Genomic DNA, 25,938 nt, shown 5'->3' on the forward strand with positions numbered 1-25,938 from the left:
TGCACCCTTAGCGGGTAGTTCGCTGTTCCCAATTCGAATTGAGAATGATGGTGCAAACGTTCGTTCGCACGAATTCCGGGTCCTTGTAGGCGAGGAAGTCGTCGTTGAATGTGCCGAACGTGCTGCCGGGGCGATGCTTCATACCGTGATAGAAAGCATCGATGATCTTGTTTGCAAAACCAGGATCGCGGGGATACGCAGCAATCACCGCGTCGCGTTCTTCGTCGGTGAATTCTTCGAAGCCGCGCCCCGCTACGTCCATTCCTGCGCCTGCCTGCAACAGGGCAATTTCTCCGTGCATGTGTTCCGGGATGCCAGGCGTCGTGTGCAGAGCAACGGCATTCCAGACCTTGTCGATGTCCGCCTCGGCGATGCGGTGGCTGCGCAGAAAATCCCGCGCGGCGTTCGCGCCATCCACTTCGAAGCGAAGCTGGCTCTCGTGAAAGACCGACGTCAGGCCAATGTCGTGGAACATAGCCGCGACGTAAAGCAACTCCGGATCGAAGGTCACGCCTTTGCGTTCTCCGAGCAATGCGCCCCAGAGATACACGCGAGCGGAGTGCATGAACAGCAATTCATTTTCCGTATCCCGAATAAGCTCGGTGACCTCACGCGCCAATTTACTGTCAGGTATCTTCGCGCTGGATTTTCCGGACTTCTGCATCGCTCTTCTCCATTCATCTGGTCCGGCATTTACGGGCAGCTGGCAACGGCTGCTGCCTGTCGCTGGCTCGCGCACCGACTGCGTACTTCACTGAAATCGCCACTGTTCAGCCGCTGAATAGGGAGGAAGTTACGCTCCTATCGGGCCACAATACAGACCCAAGATTGACGATTCTGGATGTACCATTAACGGCTATGACGACGCTCCCAATCGGCCTCGATCGCTCCGCGAGCACATCGCTCTCCACACAAATCTACGGCGCGATTCGACACGCCATAGAGACGGGGCAGCTTGCCGCCGGCGCGCGGCTGCCATCGTGGCTGGATCTGGCCGCGCAGATCGGCGTCTCGCGAGGCACGGTTCGTGTGGCCTATGAACGTCTGATCGATGAGCAGTTCGCGGTTGCTTGCGGGGCGGCCGGCACCCGGGTTGCCGAGCGCCCACCCTTGCCTGCAACGCCCGCGCGGTCACCGGAAGCGCCGCCGTTTCCCGACCTGTTCCACGAATTCGGAGCGACTCCTTTGGCGTTTCAAATGGGTGTGCCTTCCGAGGACGCCTTTCCTTTCAAGCTATGGTCGCGTGTACTCACGCGCGCGGCGCGGCGCGCTGCGGCTGCTCCGGTCGGCTACCCTGATCCGCGGGGCGATCCGGACTTCCGGAAGGAGATTGCAGCCTATCTCGGCGTGGCACGAGGCTTGCGGTGCAGTCCGTCTCAGGTTCTTGTCACTGCGGGATTCTCGGCTGCACTGGGCCTCGCCATCAGGGGGCTCGGTGTTGAAGGCAAAGAAGCATGGATAGAAGATCCGGGTTTTCCGCTCACGCGTACCGCGCTCGATCTGGCGGGAATGACTGTGAGAGCCATTCCAGTCGATGCAGACGGGCTCGACGTGGAAGCCGGCATCCGGAGTTCTGCTGAAGCCGCTCTGGCAGTCGTGACACCGGGCCAGCAGGCGCCCCTCGGAATGGCCATGTCGCTCCCCAGGCGGCTCGCGTTGCTCGCATGGGCTCGACGAAACGGCGCATGGATCATCGAAGACGATTACCTGAGCGAGCTCCAGTTGAAGGGTCGCGCCGCGCCCGCCTTGGCATCGCTCGATCCAGACGGACGGGTGTTGCATATCGGCAGCTTCAGCAAGACTATTAGCCCGACACTCCGACTTGGCTTTCTGGTGGTCCCGGTTGAAATGGCTCGCCGTTTTGGCGACATCGCAGCGTGCCTGATGCCGGCACCGGCATCGTTCGTGCAACACGCCGTGGCAGAGTTTCTGCGCGATGGGCACTATCTTCGGCACCTTCGGCATATGAAGCGTCTTTACGCCACGCGGCGCGACAGCCTGCTTCGTTGTCTCAACGAGTTGGCGCCGGACTCGATAAAAGTGCATGCGGCTGCGGGTACGGCCATCGTGACCACACTTCCCCGCTCTACATCTGACGTGGACATTGCCATGCGAGCATTGCAATCCAGCCTGGCACCTGCGCCTTTGTCGCCATGGTATCTGCAGTCTTCCGGCCCACAGGGCTTACTGCTGAGCGTGACCAACCTCGATGAACGCAACATGGTCGAACACTGTCGCCGGCTGGTCGAAGTGGTTCGCAAGGGTAGTTAGGCGACAGGCAATGCGGGCTTGCTGTCCGCTGGATGGTACATAAAGAATGTTCATTCTTGGTTCTTTCTTGTGGTCCGGCCCGGACCCACAATGCGAGGACACCAAGGAGATGCAACATCATGAACATTCGATCTATCGCTGGTGCTGTCGCCGCAGGCATTGCTCTTTCCATTGCCGTACCGGCTACCGCGCATGACACGGCTGAGACCGTTACGCCGAACTTCCGGCACGCGATTCCCAACATCCCCGGCAAGTCGTTGATTGCGGTAGTTGTCGACTATGCGCCCGCGGCAGCGTCGCACGCACACGAACATGCGAAGTCGGCTTTTATCTATGCATACGTCGTGTCGGGCGCCATCGAGTCGCAAGTCGACGACGGCCCGAAGCGGGTCTACCACGCCGGCGAAAGTTTCTTCGAGGAGCCCGGCGCCGTTCACCGTGTCAGCCGCAATGCAAGCAAGACCAAGCCCGCGAAGTTGCTGGCGGTGTTCGTGGTGGACAGCAACGACAAGGCCCTGACCACCCCGGTCGAGTAATCAGTACATCAAGGAGTAAAAGTATGAGCATGCGTCTGGACTACAACCACATCGCACTTGCGGGCGCGAAGGCCCTCGGTGGTGTTTACGGCTATGTTCTGCAGAGCGGCCTCTCGCCTGTTCTCGTGGATCTGGTCTACCTTCGCGTTTCGCAGATCAACAACTGTGCGTACTGCCTCGACATGCATACACGCGATCTGCTGAAAAAGGGCGTGAAAGTCGAAAAGCTCGCGCTCGTGCAGGCCTGGGCGGAAGCCGGCAATCTGTTCGACGAACGTGAGCGTGCTGCACTTGCGTGGGCCGAATCGGTCACACGTGTTGCACAAACCGGCGTACCCGACGAAGCCTACGAGGCAGCCCGTGCTGTGTTCGACGAGCGGGAACTGGTCGACCTCACGATCGCCATCGGACTCATGAACACTTATAACCGTATGGCGATCAGTTTCCGGAACACGCCTCAGGCCGCAGTTGGGCAGTGATCACGCTTCACATCGCTCCTAACACAGCGACCCGGACACATCGCGACGGCGTCGTTAGCCAACCAGTTCGACCATCACGATGTCGGTGTCGTCTCGCGCTGTCATCGTAAGCTGCGATTCACCGGTAATTACGACTCCATCGCGAGGCGCGAGCCGAACCTCTCCCACGTCGAGCCGGCCGTGATCGGTAACCAGATACGCGTGGCCTGGCGGACGCAATGCGTGACGCAGCGTTGCGCCTTCGCGTATCGTCGCGATGCGCACGCGAGCGTCGGCATTGATAGGCAACGCGCCTGCACGCACGTCGTCCGGATCGCCGCTCGCCAGCGTGACGAAGCGGCCTTCGCGACACTCGCGCGAACAGACACGCGTCGCCCAACGCGGCGTGCCACCCAGCGTGCGCGGGTGCAACCAGATCTGAAACAGCCGCGCCGGCGAACTCTCCTCGTTGCGCTCGGCGTGATGTACCGCGCAACCCGCGCTCATTGCCTGCACGGAGTCGGCAACCAGACGTGCGCGATTGCCGGCGTCGTCTTCGTGCGTAATTGCGCCTGAGCGCACCCACGTCACGATCTCGACTTCGCGGTGAGCATGAAGGCCGAAGCCCGAATGTGCCGCGAACTCATCGTCGTTCCATACGTAGAGTGCGCCGAGCGGCACATGATCGGCGCGTCCGCACTCGCCAAACCGGAAATGCAGCCGCGCTTCCAGCCAGTCGCGACTGATTACATCGAGCGACAGAAAAGGACGATGTTCGATCATGATGTGCCCGGGTTGGATCGCGCGCACGCGTGCGCGCGCCGGTGCAATCGTCGAAGACTGCACCAGACGCGCCCTCGCGCGCTCAAGGACCGCTTAGACCTGCTGCTGGCCGCCGTCGACGAACAGCTCGGCGCCGTTCACGAAGCTCGCGTCGTCGGAGGCGAGGAACAGTGCCGCACTCGCGATCTCGCCAGGCTCGCCGAGACGGCCCATCGGGATCTGGGCGGCCAGGTAATCGGCCAAGCCTTGTTGCTGCGCCGCGTCCGGACCGGCGAGGTCGAGCAGGCCAGGGGTGCGGGTTGCGCCCGGGCTGAGCGTGTTGACGCGGATGCCGCGGTCCTTGAGGTCGAGGATCCAGCTACGTGCAAAGGCGCGCACCGCGGCTTTCGAAGCTGAATAGACGCTGAATGCAGCCGTGCCCGAGCTGCCAGCCGTCGAACCCGTGAGGATCACCGACGCACCTTTTGCGAGCAGCGGCAGCGCTTTTTGCACGGTGAACAGCACGCCCTTCACGTTGCGGTCGAAGGTGTCGTCGAACTGTTCTTCGGTGATGCTGCCGAGCGGCAGCATTGAACCGCCACCAGCATTGGCGAACAGCACGTCGAGACGCCCCTTCTCCTGCTTGATCTGCGCGTAAAGCGCGTCGAGTTCATCGAGCTTTGCAGAATCGACGCGCACGCCGGTCACGTTGCCGCCGGCTTCGCGAATTCCCTTCACTGCGGCGTCGAGTTCGGTCTGACGGCGACCGGTGATGTAGACGTGCGCGCCTTCTGCTGCAAAGCGTTGAGCAGTGGCGAGGCCGATGCCGCTCGTTGCGCCCGTGACCAGTGCGATCTTGTTGTCGAGTTTGCGTGCCATGGTGTTTCTCCTTCAATTCGATAAGTGGATGACTACGTCGGGAAACTACGTTGGGTGTTTCGTGCTGTGATGTAAGGAGAATATCGACGCGGCCGCCTTTTCGAAATAGAATTGATTGCAATCTAACGTTGCAAATATGAAATGATGAGGCGAGATGGCGAAACTGCCTGATTTCGAGGGACTGGCGATGTTTGCGAAGGTCGCCGAAGAAGGCTCCTTCGCGGCTGCTGCGCGCGCAGTGGGCGTTTCGGTTGCGACGGTGTCGCGCGGCGTTGCGCGCCTGGAAGACCGGCTGGGCGCGCGACTTTTCAATCGCACATCGCGTCAACTGGCGCTCACCGAGTTCGGCCGGACGATCTGCGAGAAAGCTGGCCAGATTTACCGGCAGGCCGAGGAAGCAGAAAGTGCCGCCCGCGAGATGTCGGTGCAGCCGCGCGGGCTCGTGCGTCTGGCGGTGCCGATGTCGTTCGGGCTGCGCTGGGTCGCGCCGCTCCTGCCGGCATTCTTTCGCGCATATCCGGAGGTGTCGATCGACCTGCACCTGTCCGATGCGCCGGTCGACCTGGTCGCCGACGGCTTCGACGCTGCGCTGCGCATCGCCGCACTGCCCGATTCGTCGCTCGTGGCGCGACGGCTGTGCGCGGTAACGCAATACGTAGTCGCGTCACCGGACTATCTGAAGCGTGAGGGACGGCCTATGCATCCGCGCGAACTGGTCGATCGCCCCTGCCTTTCGTATGCGTATCGCGCGCGCAGCGATGTGTGGCGCTTCACGAACGACGCGGGCGAAGAGGAACCGGTCATGCCGATCGGTCCATTGCGCGTGACGAACTCCGACGCGCTGTTGCCCACGCTGCTCGATGGTCTGGCGATTGCTGAGTTGCCCGAGTTCATCGCTGGCGAATATCTGGCCGATGGCCGCCTGGAAGCCATCCTCACCGACTGGTCTTTGACGAAAGGCGGCCTTTACTTCGTCACGCCATCGGCGCGCGCCCGGCCCGCAAAAGTGAGCGCGCTGTCCGACTACTTCGCGGAACATCTTTCCGATCCGTCGTGGCGATGGCCGAAGTGATCTGCTGCAGTTGACATGGGCTAACCGGACGAACGTTTCATCATTGCATGAGTGCAACGACGCATCCCGGTTCCGCTTAGCTTTCGCCGAATACAATGCGAGACGGAGAATGCGAGACGAAGAAGGGTCGCTATGGCCGACCCGTATAACACACAGTGATCGATGAAAGTCCCCAAAACGTCTGCTAATGCTGAGCCCACGGCGGCCGACCGCAGCAAGACCGCACGCCCGGTCGCGGACGCCATTGCACCGCACAATTTGCACAATGCGCGTAATCCTGACGAACCGCACAATCCGCACGCTCCGCACGATTCGCGCGCTCGCAGCATCGCTCTCGCGGCGAGCCTCGCCTTGATCGCCTTTTCGCTGCGCACGCCGATCACGAGCGTAGGGCCGATCCTGCTCGAAGCAGTGCGGGCCACCAACCTTTCGCGCACGGGCGCGAGCGTGCTGACGACATTGCCGTCGCTATGCTTCGGTCTCTTCGGGCCACTCGCACCGCTACTCGCGCGGCGCCTCGGCAGTGAACGTGCATTGCTCGCGCTGCTGTTGCTGCTCACGCTCGGTACTGCGTTGCGCGTCTTTCCTGTGTGGGAGGCGTTGTATCTCGGCCAGATTGTGGCCTGCTTCGCCATCGGCTTGATGAATGTGCTGTTGCCAGGCGTAGTGAAGCGCGACTTCCCGCACCACGTCCCCCTGATGACTGGAGTCTACAGCGCGGCAATGTGCGTCGGCGCCGCCGCGGCGGCGGCCGGGACGGTCCCCGCGGCCCATGCGATCGAATACCTGCTGGGCGGCGCGAGCGGCAACTCGTGGGCATGGGCACTGGCGCTGTGGGCGTTGCCCGTCGCATTGGCCACGCTGGTTTGGGGCGTGCGTCTTCCGAAAGAGTCGACCCACGCAGGACGACGGGTGGAGGTCGTTCGCGGATTGTGGCGAGATCCGCTCGCGTGGAAGGTTACGCTGTTCATGGGTTCCCAATCGTCGCTGGCGTACATCGTCTTCGGCTGGCTGCCGACGGTGCTTCGCACGCGTGGCATGAGTGCGGTCGATGCCGGTTTCATGCTGTCGCTCAGCGTGGTCACGCAGGCCGCGTCGTCGCTACTGCTGCCGTTTCTGCTGGCGCGACTGCGCGATCAGCGCGCGGTGAATGTGGGGGCGTTACTGTCGACTGGCGTGGGTCTGATGGGCTGTTTCTTCGCGCCTGCGTCAACCATGTGGATCTGGGCGCTGCTTCTCGGCGCCTCGCAAGGCGCGGCGTTCACGCTCGCGCTCACCGTCATCGGCTTGCGCTCGTACGATTCGCACGTGGCCGCGCAACTCTCCAGCATGGCTCAGGGCATCGGCTATCTGATCGCGTCGTGTGGGCCGTTCATCGCCGGATCGCTGCTCCATGCAACTGGCTCGCTGTCCAGTCTCGCTGCTTTGTGCGCGGGTATCTGCATCGTCTCTGCGTGGTTCGGCTACGCGGCGGGGCGGCGGGAACACGTCAACGCGCATCTCGAGTCGGCGCATTGAGGACGCAATAGAGTCGCTGCCTCCGCGGGCGATGACCCTTTTGTAGCCGACGTGCGCCGTGACAACACGCGTCATGGCAACGGATCGGGAAGGCTCAACACGGTTCGCTCTATTGCAGCGCGGTTAGTTGACCTGTTGCTCAACGGGTACGAGCCATTGCCTCGCCTTGCCCGCGCTCAATGCCTCGGCCAGTTCGGCGAGCGGCATGGGTCTGCCGATGTAGTAGCCTTGCGCCTCGGTTGCGCCAATGTCCCGCAATGCAGCCAGAGCGACCGCATCTTCGACACCTTCGGCCACCACACCCAGACCCAGCGATTCCGCCATCCGCACGATTGCCCGGACGATGGCGCGCGTGCGTGGACTCGACATCAAGCCGACGATGAACGATTTGTCGACTTTCAGCGCACTGAAGTGATACTGATGCACATAGCTGAGTGATGAAAAGCCGGTGCCGAAGTCGTCGAGCACCACCGACACGCCGTTGTCGATCAGATGCTGCATCGTCTGCCGGGCGACTTCCGGCTCCGCGATCAACGCGCCTTCAGTCAGTTCCAGACGCACGCGCGACGGTGCGACGCCGTGCTGCTGCAACAGCGCGAGTACGTCGTCGGCGAACTCGGCGCGCGTCATGCTGTAGCTCGAACAGTTCACATGGACGGGAGGCCAGCCGGCATGCGCGGGCTGCGCGAGAATTGCCGCGACGCAATTGAGCATGTACAGATCGAGCCGGCCAATCAGCCGCAGTCCCTCCATCGCCGGCAGGAATTCTCCCGGCGCGAGCAGGCGGCCGTCTTCCTGCCGCCAGCGTACCAATGCTTCAAGCGAGGTCAGACGGCCTGTGATCGTGCAGATGATCGGCTGGAAGAACGGGATCAGTTCGTCGTCGCGTTTCAGCGCATTTCGTAGCGCGCCTTCGCGCCGCATCCGGTCCGAGACCTCGTGGCGCAACTCCTGATTGAACACCACGTAACTGTCGCGGCCACCGTTTTTCGCGCGATACATCGCCGTGTCGGCGTCGCGCAACAGGTCGGCCGGTTCCTTGTGGAATTCATGCTCGGCGGTCACGATGCCAATGCTGCATGACGAGAAAACGACGTGATCGTCGATATGAAACGGCAGGTCGAACACCGACAATATCCGCTCGGCAATGGTGACTGCCGCTTCGAGCGACGCTTCGGGCGACGCTTCGGGCGACAGGATCGCAAACTCGTCTCCCCCGAGGCGCGCGAGCATATCGGTTCTGCTCAGGCAGTCGCGCAGCCGTTTCGCCGCCGACACCAGCAGTTGATCGCCGAAATGATGGCCGAGACTGTCGTTGACTACCTTGAAGCGGTCGAGATCGAGGAACATCACGACCAACCGTCTTCCGGAATCCAGATGCCGGATCCATTCCGCGCCGAGCCGCTCAAGAAGATGACTGCGATTGGGCAGCCCGGTCAACGAGTCGTGAAAGTTCTCATGCAACAGTTGCGCGTTTGCCCTATCCAGTTCGCGAGTGCGCTCCTGCACGCGCGCTTCCAGTTCGAGGTTCGCGGCATACAGTGCATCGGCGGCGCTTCGTCGCGACAATGCCGTATCGATGTGACGCGAGACGAAAGTCAGCAACTCCTGATCACGGGGCGTGTACTGTACGTCGGTCGAATAGCTCTGCACCGCGAGCATGCCCCGCACCTTGCCCGCTTCGAAAAGCGGCACACCTAACCACGAACGCAGATTCAGGTCGTCGTGGTCGAGCTCTACCTTGCCGTCGCGAATCAGGCGCTCCGCATCGGTACGATTGAAAAGACACGGTCGACGCTGTGCAATAACGTATTCCGTGAAGCCGCGTTTGTAGCGCCTCGGAGCCGGCTGCTCGTCAACCAGTTCATCGACGTAATAGGGGAAAGAAACCGTTGCTGTCGCCTCGTCATACAGTGCGATATAGAAGTTGTGCACATACAGCAGTTCGCCCAGAATGCGATGCAAACTGCGGAAGAACTCGACCATGTCCCCCGACGCGCTCGACAACTCCGCGATGCTGAAAAGCGCACTTTGCAGATGTTCCGCGCGTTTTCGCTCGGCCACTTCCTGCCGAAGCGCGTCGTTCAGCTCCGAGAGTTCCGATGTCCGGCGCGCTACGATATTTTCGAGGTTCGCCCGGTGAAGAATGCGGTCGAGCGCCATTGCCACATGACGCGCGACCACGAGAAACAGCGCCCGGTCGTCGGCGCTGTATATGCGCGATACGTCATAGACCTGCATGGCGAGCATGCCGAATACTTCGTCGGATGCGTTCTTCAACGGCGCGCCCATCCAGAATTCGGGGCGATCTCCAACGCAAAAGAAGCGGCCTGCCGCTTCCGCCTCCTGAATCCCTGCGGCGTCGATCAATAACGGCTGTCCGGTCGTCAGGACCTGTGCGGTCAGCGACAAACGATCCGGATCGAGCATGTCGTAGCTTTCGGATTCGAGCGCCTCGACGTCGATTACATCCACATAATACGGATACGTGATACGTCTGCTTTCCGGTTCATACAGCGCGAGATAAAAGTTTTCTGCATCGATTATCGTGGCCAGTTGCTGGTGAACGGCATGCAGGAACGCTGAGCGCTCGCCGGTCGAACTGGCCAGGTACGCGATTTCGTGGAGCGCGCGCTGCGTGTGTTGGGCGCGCACGAGCGCGTCGCCAAGCAGTTGCAGTCCCAATGTGTTGGCGAATGCCGCGAGCGCTTCGTCGTGCGCGTCCTTTAGCGGCGCGAGCAGCCAGCCCAGCGCTTTGTCGCCGGTTCCGGTCGGCCAGCAATGTAATGCTTGCGACTCACAAAATGGGACTAACGCGTCGTTCGCGAGGGCGTCGGGCCAGACCGTTTCGGCCCCGGAATATGCCGCAAGGCGCAGCTTGTCTCCCGCGCGATACCATGCCCAGTCCCGCCCGCGCATTCGATCGCGGGACGCTTGAAGCAGTGTATCGACCCGCGCTGTCGTCGCTACCGACGTAGTCAGGTCCGCCTCTGGATTTGCGACAGCGGTGGTCTGGTTATCGCTCTGACCTTTCCCCCAGTCGCGTCGGTGTCCGGAAACAATATTCATCAACGCTCCATGCATCTCTCATTCTGCATGCATTAACTCAGGTAGCGACCGGCCCCGGTCCGCGTGCCTTTTGTAATTTGCCTACCCGCTATCTGATAACGGCATCAAAGCCTCGATACTTTATCCCAACCCGTTTCCGGCCCATTCAGGTGGCTGTCATTCCCGTGCCTGATCAATGCGCGATGCGTGATTTTTCGGAAAGCAATCGTTCGGAATATGTCACTTGCCCATGCATTTGTGGCTGCCTAGCATCAGTCCGACTAGTCGCAGTGGGAGCGCTCGGTACAGCCGGAGCGGGCCCGATCCTTCCTCTCAGACAGACTCTCACGATGATCGACCCCAATAAAAGCAGGCGCGCCAGTATCGCGGTATTCGCGCTGCTCTATCTCGGCTACTGCATTTCGTACATAGATCGCGCGGCGATTGCGCTGTCGCTGGTCGCCATCGGCAAGGAATTTAACGTTGGATCGGCGGCGCTCGGCGTCGTCATGAGCACCTTCTATATCAGCTACGCCGCGATGCAGATACCCGGCGGCTGGATCGCGGATCGCTGGGGCAGCAAAAAGGTCATCGTCGTATCGGTGGCATTCTGGTCCCTGTTCACGCTCATGACGGGTCTTGCATGGTCGCTGGCCTCGCTGATCGCGATCCGCTTTATCTTTGGTCTCGGCGAAGGCGGTTATCCCGGCGCCGCCGTGAAGGGCGTCACCGAATCGTGCGCGCGTGCCGATCGCCCGAAAATGTCTGCATTGCTGATGTCGTCGAACTACGTGGGCAGCTTTATTGCTCCGCTTGCGATCGCGCCTCTCATTCTGTACCTGGGCTGGCGTCACGCGTTCGTCGTGGCAGGCATTGCCGGCGTCGCGTTCGCGCTGTTCTACCTGTTCGCCGTCAAGGACACGCATCAGAAGCGCGATGCGTCGGGCCGTGCCACCCGCATCGACGGTGCGGCGACGCGCGCGCTCCTCAAGATGCCGCTGATGTGGAAGATCCTGCTCACGTGGTTCGGCATGGGCATCGTCAACAAAGGTCTGGATGCATGGATGCCCGCGTATCTGCTGACCGAGCGTCATCTCGACCTGAAAGCGGTCGGCATGTTGACGCCGCTGCCCTTCGTCGCCGCGAGCATCTCGACGGCGCTCGGAGGCTGGATCCTCACACGCTGGTTCGATGGCCGAGAGAAATGGCTGATGGCCGCGTGCTGCGTGATCTCCGGCTTCTTCCTCTACGAAATGTATACGGCTGAAACCGTGACGGGCGTGATCGCATATCAATCGATCGTGTATTTCTTCAAGTCTTTCGTATTCGCGGGTGTCTTCGCGCTGCCCACGAAGTTTCTCCCGCAGAAGTTGATCGGCACGGGCGCAGGCATGGTGAACTTCGGCGGCCAGGTGGCGGGTTTCGTCGCGCCGGCTGTCATTGGGCTGCTCGTGTCCATGACGGGCAACTACAACGCCGTGTTCGGCTTCCTGATCGCGGCGACGGCGCTCGCGGCGGTCACGAGCATGTCGATTGGACTCGCAAGCGAACACGATGCGCGCCGTCTGGGAACCGCTGAAGAAGCCTGATTGCATGATCGCAGTGCGCGGGCGCTATGATGCGAACTACGCGTCACTACATCGATCCAGCATGAACGCCCGCATTCTTCAGGAAGCCGCTGTCCGTTACTTTCTCGAAGTCGTCAATACCGGGTCCATCGCCGACGCCGCGCATCGGCTGAACGTCGTGCCGTCGGCGGTGAGCCGGCAGATCACGCGGCTCGAAGGCGAACTCGGCATGCCGCTCTTCGTGCGGCAATCGCGCGGCATGGTGCCGAGCAAAGCAGGAGAAATGCTCGCAGCCTATGCGCGGCGCTCGCAACTGGACGCCGAACAGATTTCGCTCGAAATCGACGCGCTTCGCGGCGAGGCGGCCCGCAGAATTCGCATCGCATGCACCGAAGGTTTCGCGGCCGCGTTCCTGCCGCGCGCAATGGCCGATTTCCGCCGCACCGTCGCGCCCGCATCGTTCGAAGTCGTGGTGGATACCGCCGCGGGCGTCACCCAGCGTGTCCGCGAAGCCGGAGCCGATGTCGGCCTGACCTTCAGCTTCGGTCCCGCGAAGGACATTCATGTCGCGTTCTCAGCGCCGTCACCCATGTTCGCGATCGTTGCGGCGTCGCATCCGCTCGCGTCATCGGCGCAGGTTTCGTTTCGCGAATTGCTTGCCTATCCGCTCGCGTTGCCCGGCGCTCATTCGACGCTGCATACGCTCATCGATATCTATTGCAGCCGCGAAGGCGTAGCTTGCAAGAGCGTGCTGAGCAGCGCGACGCTAGAAACGCTGCTCGGCTTCACGCTCGAAAGCGACGCGGTCACGTTCAGCGGCGAACTCTTCGTGCGTCCGCGTCTCGCGACCGGGGAACTGGTCGCGTTGCCTGTGCCCGAGTTCGCGACGAGCGAACGCGCCATCGAAATACAAACGCTCGCGCGGCGCGAATTGCCGCCGCTTCTGCAGTCGTTCGTCGAGCGCTTGAGCGATGAACTAACGCCGCCGGCGAGCGTTGTCCAAAAGTGAAGTCAGCGTTCGATAAACATCACTAGCCGCTCAATTTCTCGTCGTCTACATTGAGCGCACTCTTTGTATCATTGCCAAAGGATCGCTCGATGACCGACCGTCACGAACTCACGCGTCATAGCGCCGTCGCGCTGCGTATGCTCTTGCAGGCGCGCGAAATCTCCGCCGTTGAATTGCTCGATGCCTGCATTGCGCGCATAGAAGCGCTCAATCCGTATGTGAACGCGATCACCGCCACGAGCTTCGAGCGCGCTCGCCTCGAAGCGCGTGCCGCCGATGCCGCGTTCGCGCGTAGCGCCGCGCTGGCGCCGCTGCACGGCCTGCCGATCGCCATCAAGGATCTCGAAGAGACCGAAGGCATTCTGACGACGTACGGCTCGCCGCTTTATCGCGCGAACGTGCCCGCACGCGACAACACGCTCGTACGGCGTTTGCGCGCGGCGGGCGCGATCGTCGTCGGCAAGACGAATGTGCCCGAGTTGGGCGCTGGCGCCAACAGCTTCAATCCCGTTTGGGGCGCAACGGGCAACCCGTTCGATCCGCGCCTGAACGCTGGCGGATCGTCTGGCGGATCGGCGGCTGCGCTTGCACTCGACATGGTGCCGCTTGCAAGCGGATCCGACACGGGCGGCTCGTTGCGCATTCCCGCGGCGAAGTGCGGTGTGGTCGGATTGCGCACATCGCCGGGACTCGTGCCGAGCGACCGCAAGCCGCTGGGCTGGACACCGATTGCTGTCGTCGGGCCGATGGGACGCAACGTCGAAGACACGTGGCTGCAACTCGCGGCGACGGTCGGGCAATCGGACAGCGATCCGCTCGGCTACCCGTTCACGATGGCGCCCACGATGGACGGCCGCGCGCTCACCGACTTGTCGAAGCTGCGTATCGGCTACACCGAAGACTTTGGCGTCTGTGAAGTCGATGACGAGATCCGCGCCGTGTTCCGCCGCAAGATCGAATTCCTGCGCGGCCATGTCGCCGTTTGCGAGCCGGTCGAAGTCGATTTCGAAGGCGCGCACCGCTGCTTCGACGTGCTACGCGCGGAAGCTTTCGTCGCGGGCCTGCAAAAGGCGTACGAAACCAATCCTGAACTGCTCGGGCCGAATCCACGCGCGAATTACGAAATGGGTATCGGCATGGGACTCGCCGATTGCGTGCGCGCGCACGCCGATCAAACCCGCCTGTTCCGCCACTTCCAGACGCTGTTCGATCGCTACGATCTGATTCTGTCGCCAACCACGCCCGTGTCTCCGTTCCCCTGGACGCAGCCGTATCTGAAGTACGTGAACGGCGTCGAACTGGAAAACTACTATCGTTGGCTCGCGTTGACTTATGTGGTGACGCTCGCGACAAACCCGGCCTTGTCGTTGCCATGCGGCGTCGATCATCGCGGCATGCCGTTCGGGCTTCAGATGATTGGTGCGTTCCGCGGCGATCTCGCATTGCTCGATGCAGCGCGCGCATTTGAAACGCTCTTCGCGTCGTCCGATGAAACGCGCCGTCCGATCCCGGATGCCGCGAAGCTGCGCACGTCCGACGTCGATCTCAGGTCCATCGTCACGCATCCACCCGTGTTCGATGCCGTGGCTCCTTCGAACAGTTCCGCTTCCTCGTCAACGTCCGCCGTCTGACCGAACATGATCGATTTCATTTATGGCAAGCCGCTCGACGCCTGGCTTCGCGACTATCCGCTCTTGCGACCGCTCATGGAGCTTCAGCCCGTCGAATGGTTCAACCCGGCGGTCGCGCCGCTAGTCGATGCGATTGACGACATTCCGCTCGATGCATCCGATGTCGCCGATGCGAGCGCACGCCTGCAACGATTCGCGCCGCTGCTCGCGCAAACCTTCGACGATGTGCGCGAAGCCGGCGGCATCATCGAATCGCCGTTGACCGAGGTGCCCTTGTTCGCGGACGCATTGAGCAGGCGCTACGACGTCGACGCACCTCGTCGCCTGCTACTCAAGCAGGATAGTCATCTGCCGGTTTCCGGTTCGATCAAGGCGCGCGGCGGCATCTACGAAGTGCTCTTTCATGCTGAGCAACTCGCGATACGCCACGGCCTGTTGAATGTAGGCGACGATTACCGCATGCTCGCCACCGACGCGTGCCGCGCGCTTTTTCGCAAGCACAGCATCGCGGTAGGATCGACGGGTAACCTGGGCATGTCGATCGGCATCGCGAGCGCGACGCTCGGCTTCGCAACTACCGTGCACATGTCCGCCGACGCACGTCAATGGAAGAAAGACCGTCTGCGTGCGCACGGCGTAACGGTCATCGAATATGCGGGCGATTACGGCGAAGCGATCGAGAGCGGCCGGCGTCTGGCGTCGAACGATCCGCTGTGCCACTTCGTCGACGATGAAAATTCGACCACGCTGTTTCTGGGTTACGCCGTCGCGGGCGAACGCCTCAAACGCCAGCTCGATCTCGCGAACGTGCCTGTCGACGCTGAGCATCCGCTTTTCGTCTATTTGCCATGCGGCGTCGGCGGCGGTCCAGGCGGCGTGGCGTTCGGTCTCAAGCTCGCATTCGGCGATGCGGTGCATTGCGTCTTCGCGGAGCCGACGCACTCGCCATGCATGTTGATGGGCGTGCTCACCGGTTTGCACGAGAAGCTCGCGGTACAAGACTTCGGTATCGACAACCTGACGGCGGCCGACGGCCTCGCGGTTGGTCGCCCGTCGGGCTTCGTCGGCCGCACGATGCAGCGGATGATCGACGGCTACTACACGATCGACGACCGCGAGCTGTACGCCCTTCTCGCACTGATGGCGGACACACAGGCCATTCGTCTGGAGCCGTCCGCGCTTGCGGGCGCGCCGGGTTTCGCGAGGGTATCGAAAGAAGCTCAAGGCTATCGCGCGCGCATGGCTCTCGACGACGCAGCCATGTGCAACGCGACGCACGTCATCTGGGCGACGGGCGGCGGCATGGTGCCGGAGGCAGAGATGTCGGCTTATCTGCAAACCGGACGCGCCGCGTTGCACGGCGCGTAGACATCTGGCGGCCCGGTTTCCGGCGCCGCCACCTCCATCTGATCATGGCGTCGTCGTCATGACAGCGCGTCAAGCAGTCCGTACCACGCCACTCCCGCACTGATATAGAACCGCTGCAACGCGTGAAACGGAACTGGCTCGATCGACGTCGGTGGAAGCGGTAAGCCGCGTGTCGTCCCGCCGATTAGAGCGGCCAAGTGCTTTCCCAGCGTCGTCGCCATCGCAATGCCGCGTCCGTTGTAACCAAGCGCGATAGTCATGCCTTCTGCCGGCACGTGCACATGCGGCAAAAAATTGCGTGTGATAGCGATGCGACCAGCCCATCGGTATTCGTATTCGATGTCTTTCAGCTGTGGAAACATCAACTGGGCGGCACGCTCAAGATGCACCCAATCTGCGGCGCTGCGAGGCTCGCGAAAGGGTCCTCGGCCGCCCATCAGCAGACGCCCATCCGCATCCTTGCGAAAGTAGAGCAACAGTCGTCGTGAATCGGAAGCCACTTCGCCACCGGGCAGAATCGTTGCGCCAACGTCTTTGGGCAGCGGCCTCGTTGCGACGATGAAGCTATTCGCTGCGATCACTGATTGGGCGAGGCGCGGCCAAAGGCCATCGGTATAACCATTGGTTGCCAGCAGGACCTGCCTCGAATCGACGTGCGAACCATGCGCCGAAATGATTCGCCATCCTTTCGGGCCGCGCTCGATGCTCGCGGCACGGGTTCCGCTGTGGATCGCCGCGCCTGCGGTTTGCGCCGCACGCGCGAGGCCGCGCGCGTAGCTCAACGGATGCACGCTGCCCGCGCGGCCGTCGACCCATCCGCCAACGAATGCGTCTGTGCCGAGCCGCCTCGATATCTGCGTACGGTCGAGCAGTTCAACGGGCGCGCCGCGCGATTCCCACTGCCGCGCCCGGGCGTGAAGCATGCCGAGCAGCTTGCTCGAATGGGTGGGCTGAATCCAGCCGGCGCGCGTCGCATTGCACCGAATGCCGTGGCGCTCGATCAGGTCGAAAACCGAATCTGCGGCGCCGCCGGCCATTCGCACCAGTGCATCACCATCGTGTGGGCCGTAGCGTCGAAGGAGTTCATCGGGATCATATTTCAGACCAGGAATCACCTGACCGCCGTTACGGCCGGAGGCCCCCCAGCCGGGCTCGTTGGCGTCGATCACACAGACTCGTATGCCCTGTTCCGCCAGATGCAAGGCCGTCGACAAACCCGTGTAACCGGCGCCGACGATCGCAACGTCCACCGTGACGGAACCGTCGAGCCGCGGCGTATCGACGGCGGGTTCCGCCGTTGCCGCCCAGAGAGAGGGAGGCAACGGCTTTGCAACTTCAACCAGGCTCATGATGGTATTGAAATCCGGGGTGCTTCGGTAAGCGCGGGCATCTTGCCGAGAAACTCGCGTGTGCGAGGATTACGCGGACGTTCGAACAGATCGGCGGCGGACCCTTCCTCATGGATCGTGCCGTCGTGAAGAAAACACACACGGTCGGCCACTTCGCGCGCAAAGCCCATTTCATGAGTGACGACGATCATGGTCATGCCGTCGTCGGCAAGCTGGCGCATGACGCCCAGCACTTCGCCGACCAGTTCCGGGTCAAGTGCCGAGGTAGGCTCGTCGAAGAGGATCGCTTTTGGTTCCATGGCGAGTGCGCGGGCAATCGCCACACGCTGTTGCTGCCCGCCCGACATTTCGGCCGGGTAAGCGTTCATGCGGTGCGCGAGACCGACCTTGTCGAGCAGCCGCCGCGCCCGCTCGCGTGCCCGTGCACGCACTTCCTTCTTGACGAACATGGGACCTTCAAACACGTTTTCCAGCGCGGTTCGATGTGGAAACAGATTGAAGCGCTGGAACACCATGCCGACCTGCGCACGAAGTTCGTGGATCTGTTTCGAACCCGCGTCGACGGCGCAGCCCTCGACGGTGATCGCGCCGGCGTCATGGCGCTCCAGTCCGTTGATGCAGCGCAAAAGCGTGGATTTGCCCGAGCCCGATGGACCGATCAGACACACGACCTGCCCGCGTTCGACGTTCAGGCTGACGCCCTTCAGCACGTGCTGATCGTCAAATCGCTTGTGAATCGAGTCGACCTTGATCATCGTTTTCCCTTCTGTCCGAGGCGGCGTTCGAGCCGCCGCAATCCAAAGACGAGCGGAAGGCTGAGTCCCAGATAAAGCATCGCGACCAGCGTGAATACCGTCATGTTCTGAAACGTCGATGACGCGATGAGCTGCCCGGCGCGCGTCATTTCCGCGACGGTGATCGTCGAGGCGAGCGACGAGTCCTTGAGCATCATGACGAGCGTATTGCCGTATGGCGGCAGTGCGATCCTGAACGCTTGCGGCAGCACCACGCGCCGCATGATCATCGCGCCGCGCATGCCGATGGACTGTGCTGCTTCGATCTGCCCGTGATCGATCGCCTGGATGCCAGCGCGGAAGTTCTCCGCCTGATACACCGAGTATGCGATGCCAAGTCCGATGAAACCGGCCTGGAACGCCGACAACTGAACGCCGAGATCGGGCAGCACGAAGTAGATATAAAACAGCTGAACGATGATCGGCAGTCCGCGAATCACGTTGATAAAAGTGGCTGCGGCGTTCGACACGATGCGGTTGTCGGACACGCGCATCAGCGCGAGCACCAGGCCGAGCGCGGTGCTCAGAATGAACGAGCAAAAAGTGATCTCGATCGTGACGACCGCGCCTTTCAGCAGGATCGGCAAGAATTCGACGGCGTTCTGAAAGAACATGGCGGACAGTCCTTACTCTGAAGACGGCGTCATTCCACCTGCCACTTCTTGACGATCTGCGTCAGCGTGCCGTCCGCCTTGATCTTCTTGATGCCGGCATTCAACTGCTCCAGCGTGGCCGTGTCGCCCTTGCGCACGACGAAACACAATTGTCCTTTCACCGACGGTTGATATCCGCTGACGAGGCGCAATTGCGGATTCGGATTGTGTTGAAGCTGATACGCAATGATCGGATGGTCGCCGAAGCCCGCCTTGATGCGGCCGAGCGCGACGTCGCGCATGATGTCGGCGACTGAATCGTAGGTACGGACCTCCTTAAAGATGCCTTTCTTGTTCAACGCGTCGACGAACGCGGTGCCGACCTGGGCGCCTACGACCTCGCCCTTGAGGTCGTCCATTGACGTGTACTGGGCTTTGTTGTCGGCGCGCACGATCAGGCCTTCGCCATAGGAGTACACAGTGTCGGAGAAATCGACGACCTGCTCGCGCGCCGGCGTCTTCAGCATGGCCGCCGAAATGATGTCGATCTTCTTCGTGGTCAATGACGGAATCAGAGAGGAGAACGTGGTTTGCTCGATTTTCACGTCGAAGCCCGCGGCCTTGCCCGTCGCGGTAATGGCATCGACCAGAAGGCCCTGAATCGAATTGCTCTTCACATCAAGAAAGGTGAACGGCACACCGGTGGCCGTCGCTCCAATCTCGTAGGTGGTGGCGGCTACCGACAAAGCCGGCGCACCGGCGAGCAGCAAACCCGTTGCAAAGACACCGGCGAAGCGTTTGGCGAACTGGAACATTAGTCTCTCCTCGAGTTGACGACGGCCGATCAAAGGATCGATGGCCATTAGGTAAAACATGGTATTCGAATCAAAAATATCGTTGCTGGTACTTTCCGTATCGATATGCGATATGATAAAGTCGTTACAGCCGGAAACAATTAGGTGATTCCATGACCCGCAAGAACGTCGGCGCTGATACGGAAGCGCCCCCACAGCCCGAAGAAACGCCGGACGCACTGTTCAATCAGTCGCTGGAGAAGGGAATCGCTGTGCTCCGCGCGTTCACCGCACAGCGAAGGTCAATGACGTTGCCCGAAGTCGCGGAGGCGACGGCTATCACCAAAAGCTCCGCGCAGCGCATGATCTACACGCTGGAAAAGCTCGGCTATGTGAGAAAGCATCCGCGTACCAGGCGATATCAACTGGCGCCGCGTGTGATGCAGATCGGGTTCAACTACCTGGCCGCCGACACGCTAATTGACGTCGCCAATCCGTTTCTGTCCGAACTCACCAATGTCACGGGCGAGACGACCAATCTGACCGAGCCGGATGGCGTCGACATGGTCTACGTGGCGCGATTCGTGTGTACGAAATTCGTGCCGATTCATATGCCAATCGGCAGCCGCATTCCGATGTACTGCACGGCGTCGGGACGGGCGTATCTCGCGGCGCTGCCTGATAACGAGTCACGCACGCTGCTACTGGCCAGCGATCGCGTCGCGCATACGCAGTACACGATCACGGATCTCGACGAGATCGAGGCGCGGCTCGCGCTGGGACGGCGTAATGGCTATGCGTCGAACCACGAGGAACTCTTCATCGGCGATATGACGATCGCCGCGCCCTTGCTGGACGGGGAGCGCCGACCGGTCGGTGCGGTTCACGTCGTCGCGCCGACGAGCCGGTGGACGCCAGCGGAAGCGGAGGCACGGTTGGCACCCGCAGTAATCGATTGCGCACGCGGTATCAGCAATTCGATCAGGACGCTTGCCTGAGGCGCGCCCACTTCGAGGCATTCCACGTTTATCGCGTGAAGGACGGACGCATTTTCGGAACTGGCATCTCGAAGACATCTGACGCTGCAGAGGCAACTCCGCGCCATCAAGCCGTAGTGGTTTTGCCGTAGGCACGGCCAGTCCTTTGTTCTTTCGCCTGTCGGCGCAACGTGCACAACGTCTGTTCACCGGCCCCGTTTCTCTGGCCCAGCGTCGCACGCATCCATCGACGGTACGCTATGCCAACGGTCATTTCTTCCTTGCGCGTGTGCAGTTGTTTCGAAATGCTGCTCACTCGCGACCGCGCGCGAAGCGTCGGCTAGACAGCGTCGTGAACGACATCGTGCAGTGCTCCCGCGAAGACCGTCCCTCTTATCGGTTCAGTAGTTCAGACAAGTCGCGATGAAGCAAGATTTCGACACGTTTTGACAGAAACTGGAAAGAAACGCCGGCCCCCTCCCCCTAGACTTGATCCCGTCGCCCGAAGGGTTGTGGTGCAAATAGCGATCAACGAATCGGTCAGCGTGTCGGACTGAACGAGTTGCGAGCCCGCGATGAGCACTGAAGAGTCTGGACGGGCTGTGCGCCGGCCGTCACTTTGACCGTGACGTGACCATTCTTTGTGTGCGCTGGTATCTGCGCTACAAGCTCAGCCTGCGCGATCTCGTCAAGATCATGGCTGAGCGAGGGCTGGCGCTTGCTGATCGGGCCGCCCAAGCGGCAGATTTCGTGCTTCGCGCAAAGCGTGACGTAAAGATAGCCAAAGCATTTTTTCGTGAGCCCGCAAGCATCAGGGCCAGTGTTCGAAGACGGTCACACCCGGTGGCTACGCGGCCTCGCATCGCGCTGTGCGCGAGATGAAAGCCGAAGGCCTGCTGCCTGAGGACACGAAGGTTCGATGCTCAAAAAGTCTCAACAACCGGATCAAGCAGGACCATCGCAACGTAAAGTCCAGAACAAACGCGATGCCTAGCTTCAAACGTTTCAGGAACGCGGCCACCACCGTAGCGGGCATCGAGTTGATGCACCGCATTCGCAAGGGGCAATTTCGCCCGAATTGCCTGTACCTCAAAGATACCGCCATGCCTACCGCCTGGAATTTGGTCCTCGCTGCTCAACAAGGTGTCCTGATCTGGTGGCGTTAGCTCGCCGAAATCGTCTATTGCATCTGAACCATCGCAAGTACGCGGCGCTACTGCCCGAAGGTGAAATGGCTGGGGCGCGCTTCTGACCTCGAACACGCGTTGGAACTAGTCAAACACGACGCCGACTACATGGTGCGGGGAAACCTGGGAGTCCGTCCTGCTGCTCGGCCGTCAGGCCGTGCTAACTCTGGGGCGTCGGAACTCGAAGCCGATGCGGCGACCGACGAAGTGCGCAAATGCGATGCCGAACGTTTTGCCCTGGAAACATCGGGCGGCCCGTTTTCCCGGCGGGCGTTGATACGGAGGAAGACTGAGCGCAGTCGTTCCGGGTGGCTTTGAAAGCGCTGATTAGATACCTGCTCGCAGGCGTTTTTTCAGCCCCTCAGAACTCTATTTTTTGAAATATGCAGGCAGAGCATGTTTACTCCGAATTCCATTCCCTATCAGCAACAACCTGGCTTTCAGCGCACCTACCGCCAAGGCCGCCTGAGCCTGGGTCTTTTCTTTCCCCTCGAAGCCTTCACCGGCGATACGCCGAGTATGTTGGACCAAGTGAGCTTGGCCCAACGTGCCGAAAAGCTAGGTTTCTCTGCCCTGTGGTTTCGCGACGTGCCGTTACGCGATCCCAGCTTCGGTGATTCGGGCCAGATCTTCGATCCTTGGGTCTACCTGGGTTTTATGACGGCACACACTCGCTCGATTGCGCTGGGTACCGCGTCGGTCATCCTGCCAATCCGCAATCCCCTACACACAGCCAAGGCCGCAACCAGTGTCGATCAACTCAGTGGTGGCCGCCTGCTGCTCGGCGTGGCTTCCGGTGACCGTCCAGTAGAGTTCCCAGCATTCGGTGTCGACCCGGAGCAACGCGGCAGCCTGTTCCGCGAATACCTCAAGGTGTTTCGCGAGGTTCAGCTCACCAGTTTCGTGCCTTTGACCTGGCCCGGCGGCAGACTTGAGGGGGCAGACCTGATTCCCAAGCCGACCACGGCGGAAATTCCTTTCTTCGTCACCGGCCATAGCCGCCAGACACTTGAGTGGATCGCCCGCTACAGTCATGGCTGGATCACATTGAGGAACTCGGTCAGTTCGTTCTACCTGACTTCGTGATGTCGACATGAGCGGGCATGGTGCTGGAAAGCACCGCACGGGGAAGCCCACGCTCAGGTGCTCAAGACCTGACCGAAGAAGGCCAGGATGCGGACCGCGATACTCTCGCGCGGCGCAGCTCCCGGCGGCGCAGGGGAGCCTGGAAGGGGCGGTATGGAGGGTGAGGCGGGCACCGCCGTCGTGGCGCATCGTACCCCTTGATCAGCAAGGCTTCGTCACGGCGCATGTCCGCAGAATAGTAGCAGCGCTGATGCGGATTGCAGGCCAGCTGGTAGATCTCACCGATACGATCCGGGTAGACCTCGTCGGTGTGCAGCAGGTCATCGGGGTCGAGCGTCGCGGCGTCGCGGCGTCCAGCAGGGCCAGCGGGGAACGCTTGACGGGCCCGCTTATGGGACGCCAGTGGTTGTTGATCCGGGCGCCGTAGTTCTGCAACGAGCTTCGATCACATAGGGGATTACAGATTAAAGCGATGTCGCTTCGCGAGGCCAGGAACTAGCAGACCTGAAGTCGCGATTGGCTGAACATTCAATTTACGAATCTCTGGAGAGCAGACGAACATGAAAACAGTGGTCGTAGCAGGCGCGGTCGGAGTTATCGGACGCGGAGTACTCGCACACTATGAACCCAGAGGCGTCGGCCTGGTCGCCGTTTCCCGACGCGCACCTGATTTCTCGACGCGCGCCAGGCATTTGGCGGTCGACCTGCTGGACAGAGAGTCCTGCGAGGCGCTGCTTGCACAAGTACCGGAAGCGACGCATCTCGTGTTCGCAGCCTACCAGGAGAAGCCGACGCCTGCGGAACTGGTCGAGGTGAACCTGCGGATGCTGAAGAACATAGTTGAGGTTATGGAGAAGCACGCGCCGAACCTCCAGCACGTCACGCTGATGCAGGGAGGCAAGGCATACGGCGTGCATATTGGCCCGATTCCGTCGCCCGCGAAGGAGAGCGATCCGCGCCATATGCCACCGAACTTCTATTACGACCAGGAGGATTTCCTTCGGGAACGTTCAGTCGGCAAATCATGGTCTTGGACTGCATTGCGTCCCGAGGGTGTTGCAGGGGTTGCCGTGGGCAATCCCATGAATCTGCTGATGGTGATTGCCGTTTATGGAACGCTAGCGAAGGCCCTGGGCGTTCCGATGTCTTTCCCCGGCCCCCGCGCCGCTTACTACGCGCTCTACCAGATTACCGATACTCGAATTCTCGCGAGCGCTGTCGATTGGGCGGGCGAGACCGACGCATGCCGAGGCGAGATCTACAACATCACGAATGGCGATTACTTCAGATGGTCTCGCGTCTGGCCGCGCCTGGCGGAGTTTTTCGATGTGTCGGCCGGTGAGCCGTTTCCCATGTTGTTACAACAGATGATGGCCGACAAGGCAGAGCTGTGGAACAGTCTGGTCGAGAAGCACAACCTTCGAGACTACCCGTACGAGCAAATCGTGTCGTGGAAGTTTGGCGACATGATTTTCAAAACGACCTTCGACAACATCACTAGCACGATAAAGGCGCGCAAACATGGCTTCCATGATTGCATCGATTCAGAGGAGATGTATATCGAGATGCTGACCGAACTCAGGGAGCAACGTTACATTCCCTGAAGGGTTCTGTCGCGCTAAGGCCGTCATATAAAATTCGGCGACCGAAGGTCGAGTGACCGGTTTCCGAATTGAACCAGCCGATTGCGTAGTCCCGGCTGCGACGTTGAACGGCTGAAAGCACGAGCGCGTCCTCGCATCCATCCCGATCTGGAATGAGCCATATTCCTTTCCGCCAGTTCCCGCAGCGGTTGCGAATGGCTACATTGCAACTCAACGCAATCGCGAGAGAGCGCCGGATCCCCCGGCGCTCTGGCTCACTTAGGGAAAGATCATGGCGAAGCTGTTCAACCCTGTACAAGTCGGTGCATATACACTTTCACATCGCGTGACGCTCGCGCCGATGACCCGTCTGCGCACCACCCAGCCCGGCGATGTCCCGAGCGCGATGATGGCCGATTTCTACGGCCAGCGGGCATCGGACGGCGGTCTGGAAATCGTGGAAGCGGCAAGCGTGTCAGTGCAGGCGCGTTCCTATCTCGGCGCCGCAAGCATCTACCACGACGGTCAGATGGAAGGCTGGCAAGCCATCACGAAGGCCGTGCACGCGAAAGGCGGCCGGGTATTCCTCCAACTGATCCACGGGGGCCGGCAGAGCCACGTCGAAATGACGGGGGGCGTCGATCCCGTTGCGCCTTCCGTCGTGCCGTTCGATGGTGTCGCTGTCACGAAGGATGGCTTCGTGCCCGCCTCGCCGCATCGCGCGCTCGGTATCGATGAGATTCCCGGCATCGTCGAGGACTTCCGCGCCGCCGCGCAGCGTGCGAAGGACGCCGGATTCGACGGCGTCGAACTGCACGCGGCAAACGGCTATCTCGTCGATCAGTTCATCCAGGACGGCACCAACCAGCGCAGCGACTCCTATGGCGGCCCGATCCAGAATCGCGTGCGCTTTCTGCGCGAGACGCTCGAAGCGCTGATCTCCGTCTGGGGCGCGGACCGCGTCGGCGTGCGCATCTCACCTTCGGGAGAATGGGGCGGTATCTCCGACAGCGATCCCGAAGCCACGTTCAGCTACGTCGCGAGCGTGCTCGATTCGTACAAGATCGCGTATCTGCATGTAATCGAACCGCGCGTCAAGGGCGACGACACGCTGCACCACGATCACGCGCCCGTCGCGACGAAGTATCTGCGCGAGCACTTCTCCGGGCCGATTATCGCTGCGGGCGGATTCGATCGCGAGAGCGCCATCGCGATCGTCGAATCGGGCGATGCCGATCTCGTGGCATTCGGCCGCCACTTTTCGTCGAATCCGGATCTGCCGTATCGCTTGAAGCACGATCTTCCGCTCACACCGTATGTGCGCGCGGCATTCTGGGGCGGCTCGGAAAAAGCGTATTCCGATTTCCTCACGCATGAAGAGTCGCAAGCGCTGGAAACGCGTACAACCGAAGACGAAGCTGAAAACGCCTGAACCGTCTCGCGGCCCCGGATGCG

23 protein-coding genes and 1 pseudogene are annotated in these 25,938 nt (G+C 61.2%); 14 read left to right on the top strand and 10 right to left on the bottom strand.

Annotated features, from left to right (window positions below):
* Positions 1-7: 7 nt before the first annotated feature.
* Complete coding sequence (locus OH764_RS29115) at positions 8-664, bottom strand: HD domain-containing protein (protein ID WP_498851322.1); 657 nt, start codon at positions 662-664, stop codon at positions 8-10.
* 194 nt (positions 665-858) lie between these two features.
* On the opposite strand from OH764_RS29115, the gene pdxR reads away from it, so the two are divergent.
* The 3 genes from pdxR (at position 859) to OH764_RS29130 (ending at position 3,286) form a co-directional block, all read left to right on the top strand.
* The gene (gene pdxR, locus OH764_RS29120) at positions 859-2,271 is read left to right on the top strand and encodes an aminotransferase-like domain-containing protein (RefSeq protein ID WP_498849531.1); all 1,413 of its coding nucleotides are present in this window, start codon (positions 859-861) and stop codon (positions 2,269-2,271) included.
* A gap of 119 nt (positions 2,272-2,390) precedes the next feature.
* A complete protein-coding gene (locus tag OH764_RS29125; protein ID WP_498849532.1) occupies positions 2,391-2,807 on the top strand; it encodes a cupin domain-containing protein in 417 nt (138 codons plus the stop codon).
* A gap of 23 nt (positions 2,808-2,830) precedes the next feature.
* Positions 2,831-3,286 (top strand): carboxymuconolactone decarboxylase family protein, encoded by a 456-nt coding sequence (locus OH764_RS29130; protein ID WP_498849533.1) that lies wholly within the window; start codon positions 2,831-2,833, stop codon positions 3,284-3,286.
* A 54-nt stretch (positions 3,287-3,340) separates the two neighbouring features.
* Here the strand turns inward: OH764_RS29130 and OH764_RS29135 are convergent, their stop codons facing one another.
* Together OH764_RS29135 and OH764_RS29140 are read right to left on the bottom strand one after the other, a co-directional pair.
* Positions 3,341-4,048 (bottom strand): pirin family protein, encoded by a 708-nt coding sequence (locus tag OH764_RS29135; RefSeq protein ID WP_498849534.1) that lies wholly within the window; start codon positions 4,046-4,048, stop codon positions 3,341-3,343.
* Positions 4,049-4,141: 93 nt separating this feature from the next.
* A complete protein-coding gene (locus tag OH764_RS29140) occupies positions 4,142-4,906 on the bottom strand; it encodes an SDR family NAD(P)-dependent oxidoreductase (protein ID WP_498849535.1) in 765 nt (254 codons plus the stop codon).
* A 154-nt stretch (positions 4,907-5,060) separates the two neighbouring features.
* On the opposite strand from OH764_RS29140, the gene OH764_RS29145 reads away from it, so the two are divergent.
* The gene (locus OH764_RS29145) at positions 5,061-5,978 is read left to right on the top strand and encodes a LysR family transcriptional regulator (protein ID WP_498849536.1); all 918 of its coding nucleotides are present in this window, start codon (positions 5,061-5,063) and stop codon (positions 5,976-5,978) included.
* Between the two features lie 162 nt (positions 5,979-6,140).
* Positions 6,141-7,496, top strand: coding sequence for an MFS transporter (locus tag OH764_RS29150; RefSeq protein ID WP_498849537.1), 1,356 nt, complete (start codon positions 6,141-6,143; stop codon positions 7,494-7,496).
* Positions 7,497-7,619: 123 nt separating this feature from the next.
* Here OH764_RS29150 and OH764_RS29155 read toward each other — a convergent pair whose 3' ends face one another.
* Positions 7,620-10,565, bottom strand: coding sequence for a bifunctional diguanylate cyclase/phosphodiesterase (locus OH764_RS29155; protein WP_498849538.1), 2,946 nt, complete (start codon positions 10,563-10,565; stop codon positions 7,620-7,622).
* Positions 10,566-10,894: 329 nt separating this feature from the next.
* Here OH764_RS29155 and OH764_RS29160 point away from each other — a divergent pair, with 329 nt between their 5' ends.
* From OH764_RS29160 to dsdA, 4 genes are all read left to right on the top strand, one after another.
* Positions 10,895-12,133, top strand: coding sequence for an MFS transporter (locus tag OH764_RS29160; protein WP_498849539.1), 1,239 nt, complete (start codon positions 10,895-10,897; stop codon positions 12,131-12,133).
* A gap of 61 nt (positions 12,134-12,194) precedes the next feature.
* Positions 12,195-13,121, top strand: a complete 927-nt coding sequence (locus OH764_RS29165; RefSeq protein ID WP_498849540.1) for a LysR family transcriptional regulator — start codon at positions 12,195-12,197, stop codon at positions 13,119-13,121.
* Positions 13,122-13,210: 89 nt separating this feature from the next.
* On the top strand, positions 13,211-14,752 hold the full coding sequence (locus OH764_RS29170; RefSeq protein WP_498849541.1) for an amidase: 1,542 nt from the start codon (positions 13,211-13,213) through the stop codon (positions 14,750-14,752).
* Positions 14,753-14,758: 6 nt separating this feature from the next.
* Positions 14,759-16,120, top strand: coding sequence for a D-serine dehydratase (gene dsdA / locus OH764_RS29175; protein WP_498849542.1), 1,362 nt, complete (start codon positions 14,759-14,761; stop codon positions 16,118-16,120).
* A 56-nt stretch (positions 16,121-16,176) separates the two neighbouring features.
* Here dsdA and OH764_RS29180 read toward each other — a convergent pair whose 3' ends face one another.
* Genes OH764_RS29180 through OH764_RS29195 form a run of 4 tightly spaced genes read right to left on the bottom strand, consistent with a single transcriptional unit; the run spans position 16,177 to position 19,671 of the window.
* Positions 16,177-17,469 (bottom strand): NAD(P)/FAD-dependent oxidoreductase, encoded by a 1,293-nt coding sequence (locus tag OH764_RS29180; protein WP_498849543.1) that lies wholly within the window; start codon positions 17,467-17,469, stop codon positions 16,177-16,179.
* Positions 17,466-18,224, bottom strand: a complete 759-nt coding sequence (locus tag OH764_RS29185) for an amino acid ABC transporter ATP-binding protein (RefSeq protein WP_498849544.1) — start codon at positions 18,222-18,224, stop codon at positions 17,466-17,468. The genes OH764_RS29180 and OH764_RS29185 overlap by 4 nt, the downstream gene beginning before the upstream one ends.
* Positions 18,221-18,877 carry an amino acid ABC transporter permease gene (locus tag OH764_RS29190; RefSeq protein WP_498849545.1) on the bottom strand — a complete coding sequence of 219 codons (657 nt, stop codon included), beginning with the start codon at positions 18,875-18,877 and terminating at the stop codon, positions 18,221-18,223. The genes OH764_RS29185 and OH764_RS29190 overlap by 4 nt, the downstream gene beginning before the upstream one ends.
* A gap of 29 nt (positions 18,878-18,906) precedes the next feature.
* Complete coding sequence (locus OH764_RS29195; protein WP_128584781.1) at positions 18,907-19,671, bottom strand: substrate-binding periplasmic protein; 765 nt, start codon at positions 19,669-19,671, stop codon at positions 18,907-18,909.
* A gap of 152 nt (positions 19,672-19,823) precedes the next feature.
* Between OH764_RS29195 and OH764_RS29200 the strand changes: the two genes are divergently transcribed.
* From OH764_RS29200 to OH764_RS29210, 3 genes and pseudogenes are all read left to right on the top strand, one after another.
* Positions 19,824-20,648, top strand: coding sequence for an IclR family transcriptional regulator (locus OH764_RS29200; RefSeq protein ID WP_498849546.1), 825 nt, complete (start codon positions 19,824-19,826; stop codon positions 20,646-20,648).
* 561 nt (positions 20,649-21,209) lie between these two features.
* Positions 21,210-21,793 (top strand): annotated as a pseudogene (locus OH764_RS29205) (DDE-type integrase/transposase/recombinase).
* A gap of 417 nt (positions 21,794-22,210) precedes the next feature.
* Positions 22,211-22,900, top strand: coding sequence for an LLM class oxidoreductase (locus OH764_RS29210; RefSeq protein ID WP_498849547.1), 690 nt, complete (start codon positions 22,211-22,213; stop codon positions 22,898-22,900).
* Positions 22,901-22,961: 61 nt separating this feature from the next.
* Here OH764_RS29210 and OH764_RS29215 read toward each other — a convergent pair whose 3' ends face one another.
* Together OH764_RS29215 and OH764_RS29220 are read right to left on the bottom strand one after the other, a co-directional pair.
* A complete protein-coding gene (locus OH764_RS29215) occupies positions 22,962-23,126 on the bottom strand; it encodes a hypothetical protein (protein ID WP_498849548.1) in 165 nt (54 codons plus the stop codon).
* Entirely contained in the window at positions 23,102-23,335 is a 234-nt protein-coding gene (locus tag OH764_RS29220; protein WP_498849549.1) for a hypothetical protein, read from the bottom strand. The genes OH764_RS29215 and OH764_RS29220 overlap by 25 nt, the downstream gene beginning before the upstream one ends.
* A gap of 125 nt (positions 23,336-23,460) precedes the next feature.
* Here OH764_RS29220 and OH764_RS29225 point away from each other — a divergent pair, with 125 nt between their 5' ends.
* Together OH764_RS29225 and OH764_RS29230 are read left to right on the top strand one after the other, a co-directional pair.
* Complete coding sequence (locus OH764_RS29225) at positions 23,461-24,504, top strand: SDR family oxidoreductase (RefSeq protein ID WP_498849550.1); 1,044 nt, start codon at positions 23,461-23,463, stop codon at positions 24,502-24,504.
* 271 nt (positions 24,505-24,775) lie between these two features.
* Positions 24,776-25,915, top strand: a complete 1,140-nt coding sequence (locus tag OH764_RS29230) for an alkene reductase (RefSeq protein ID WP_498849551.1) — start codon at positions 24,776-24,778, stop codon at positions 25,913-25,915.
* Positions 25,916-25,938: the final 23 nt, after the last annotated feature.

Source organism: Burkholderia sp. M6-3 (genome assembly GCF_050858985.1).
GTDB classification, from domain to species: domain Bacteria; phylum Pseudomonadota; class Gammaproteobacteria; order Burkholderiales; family Burkholderiaceae; genus Paraburkholderia; species Paraburkholderia caledonica.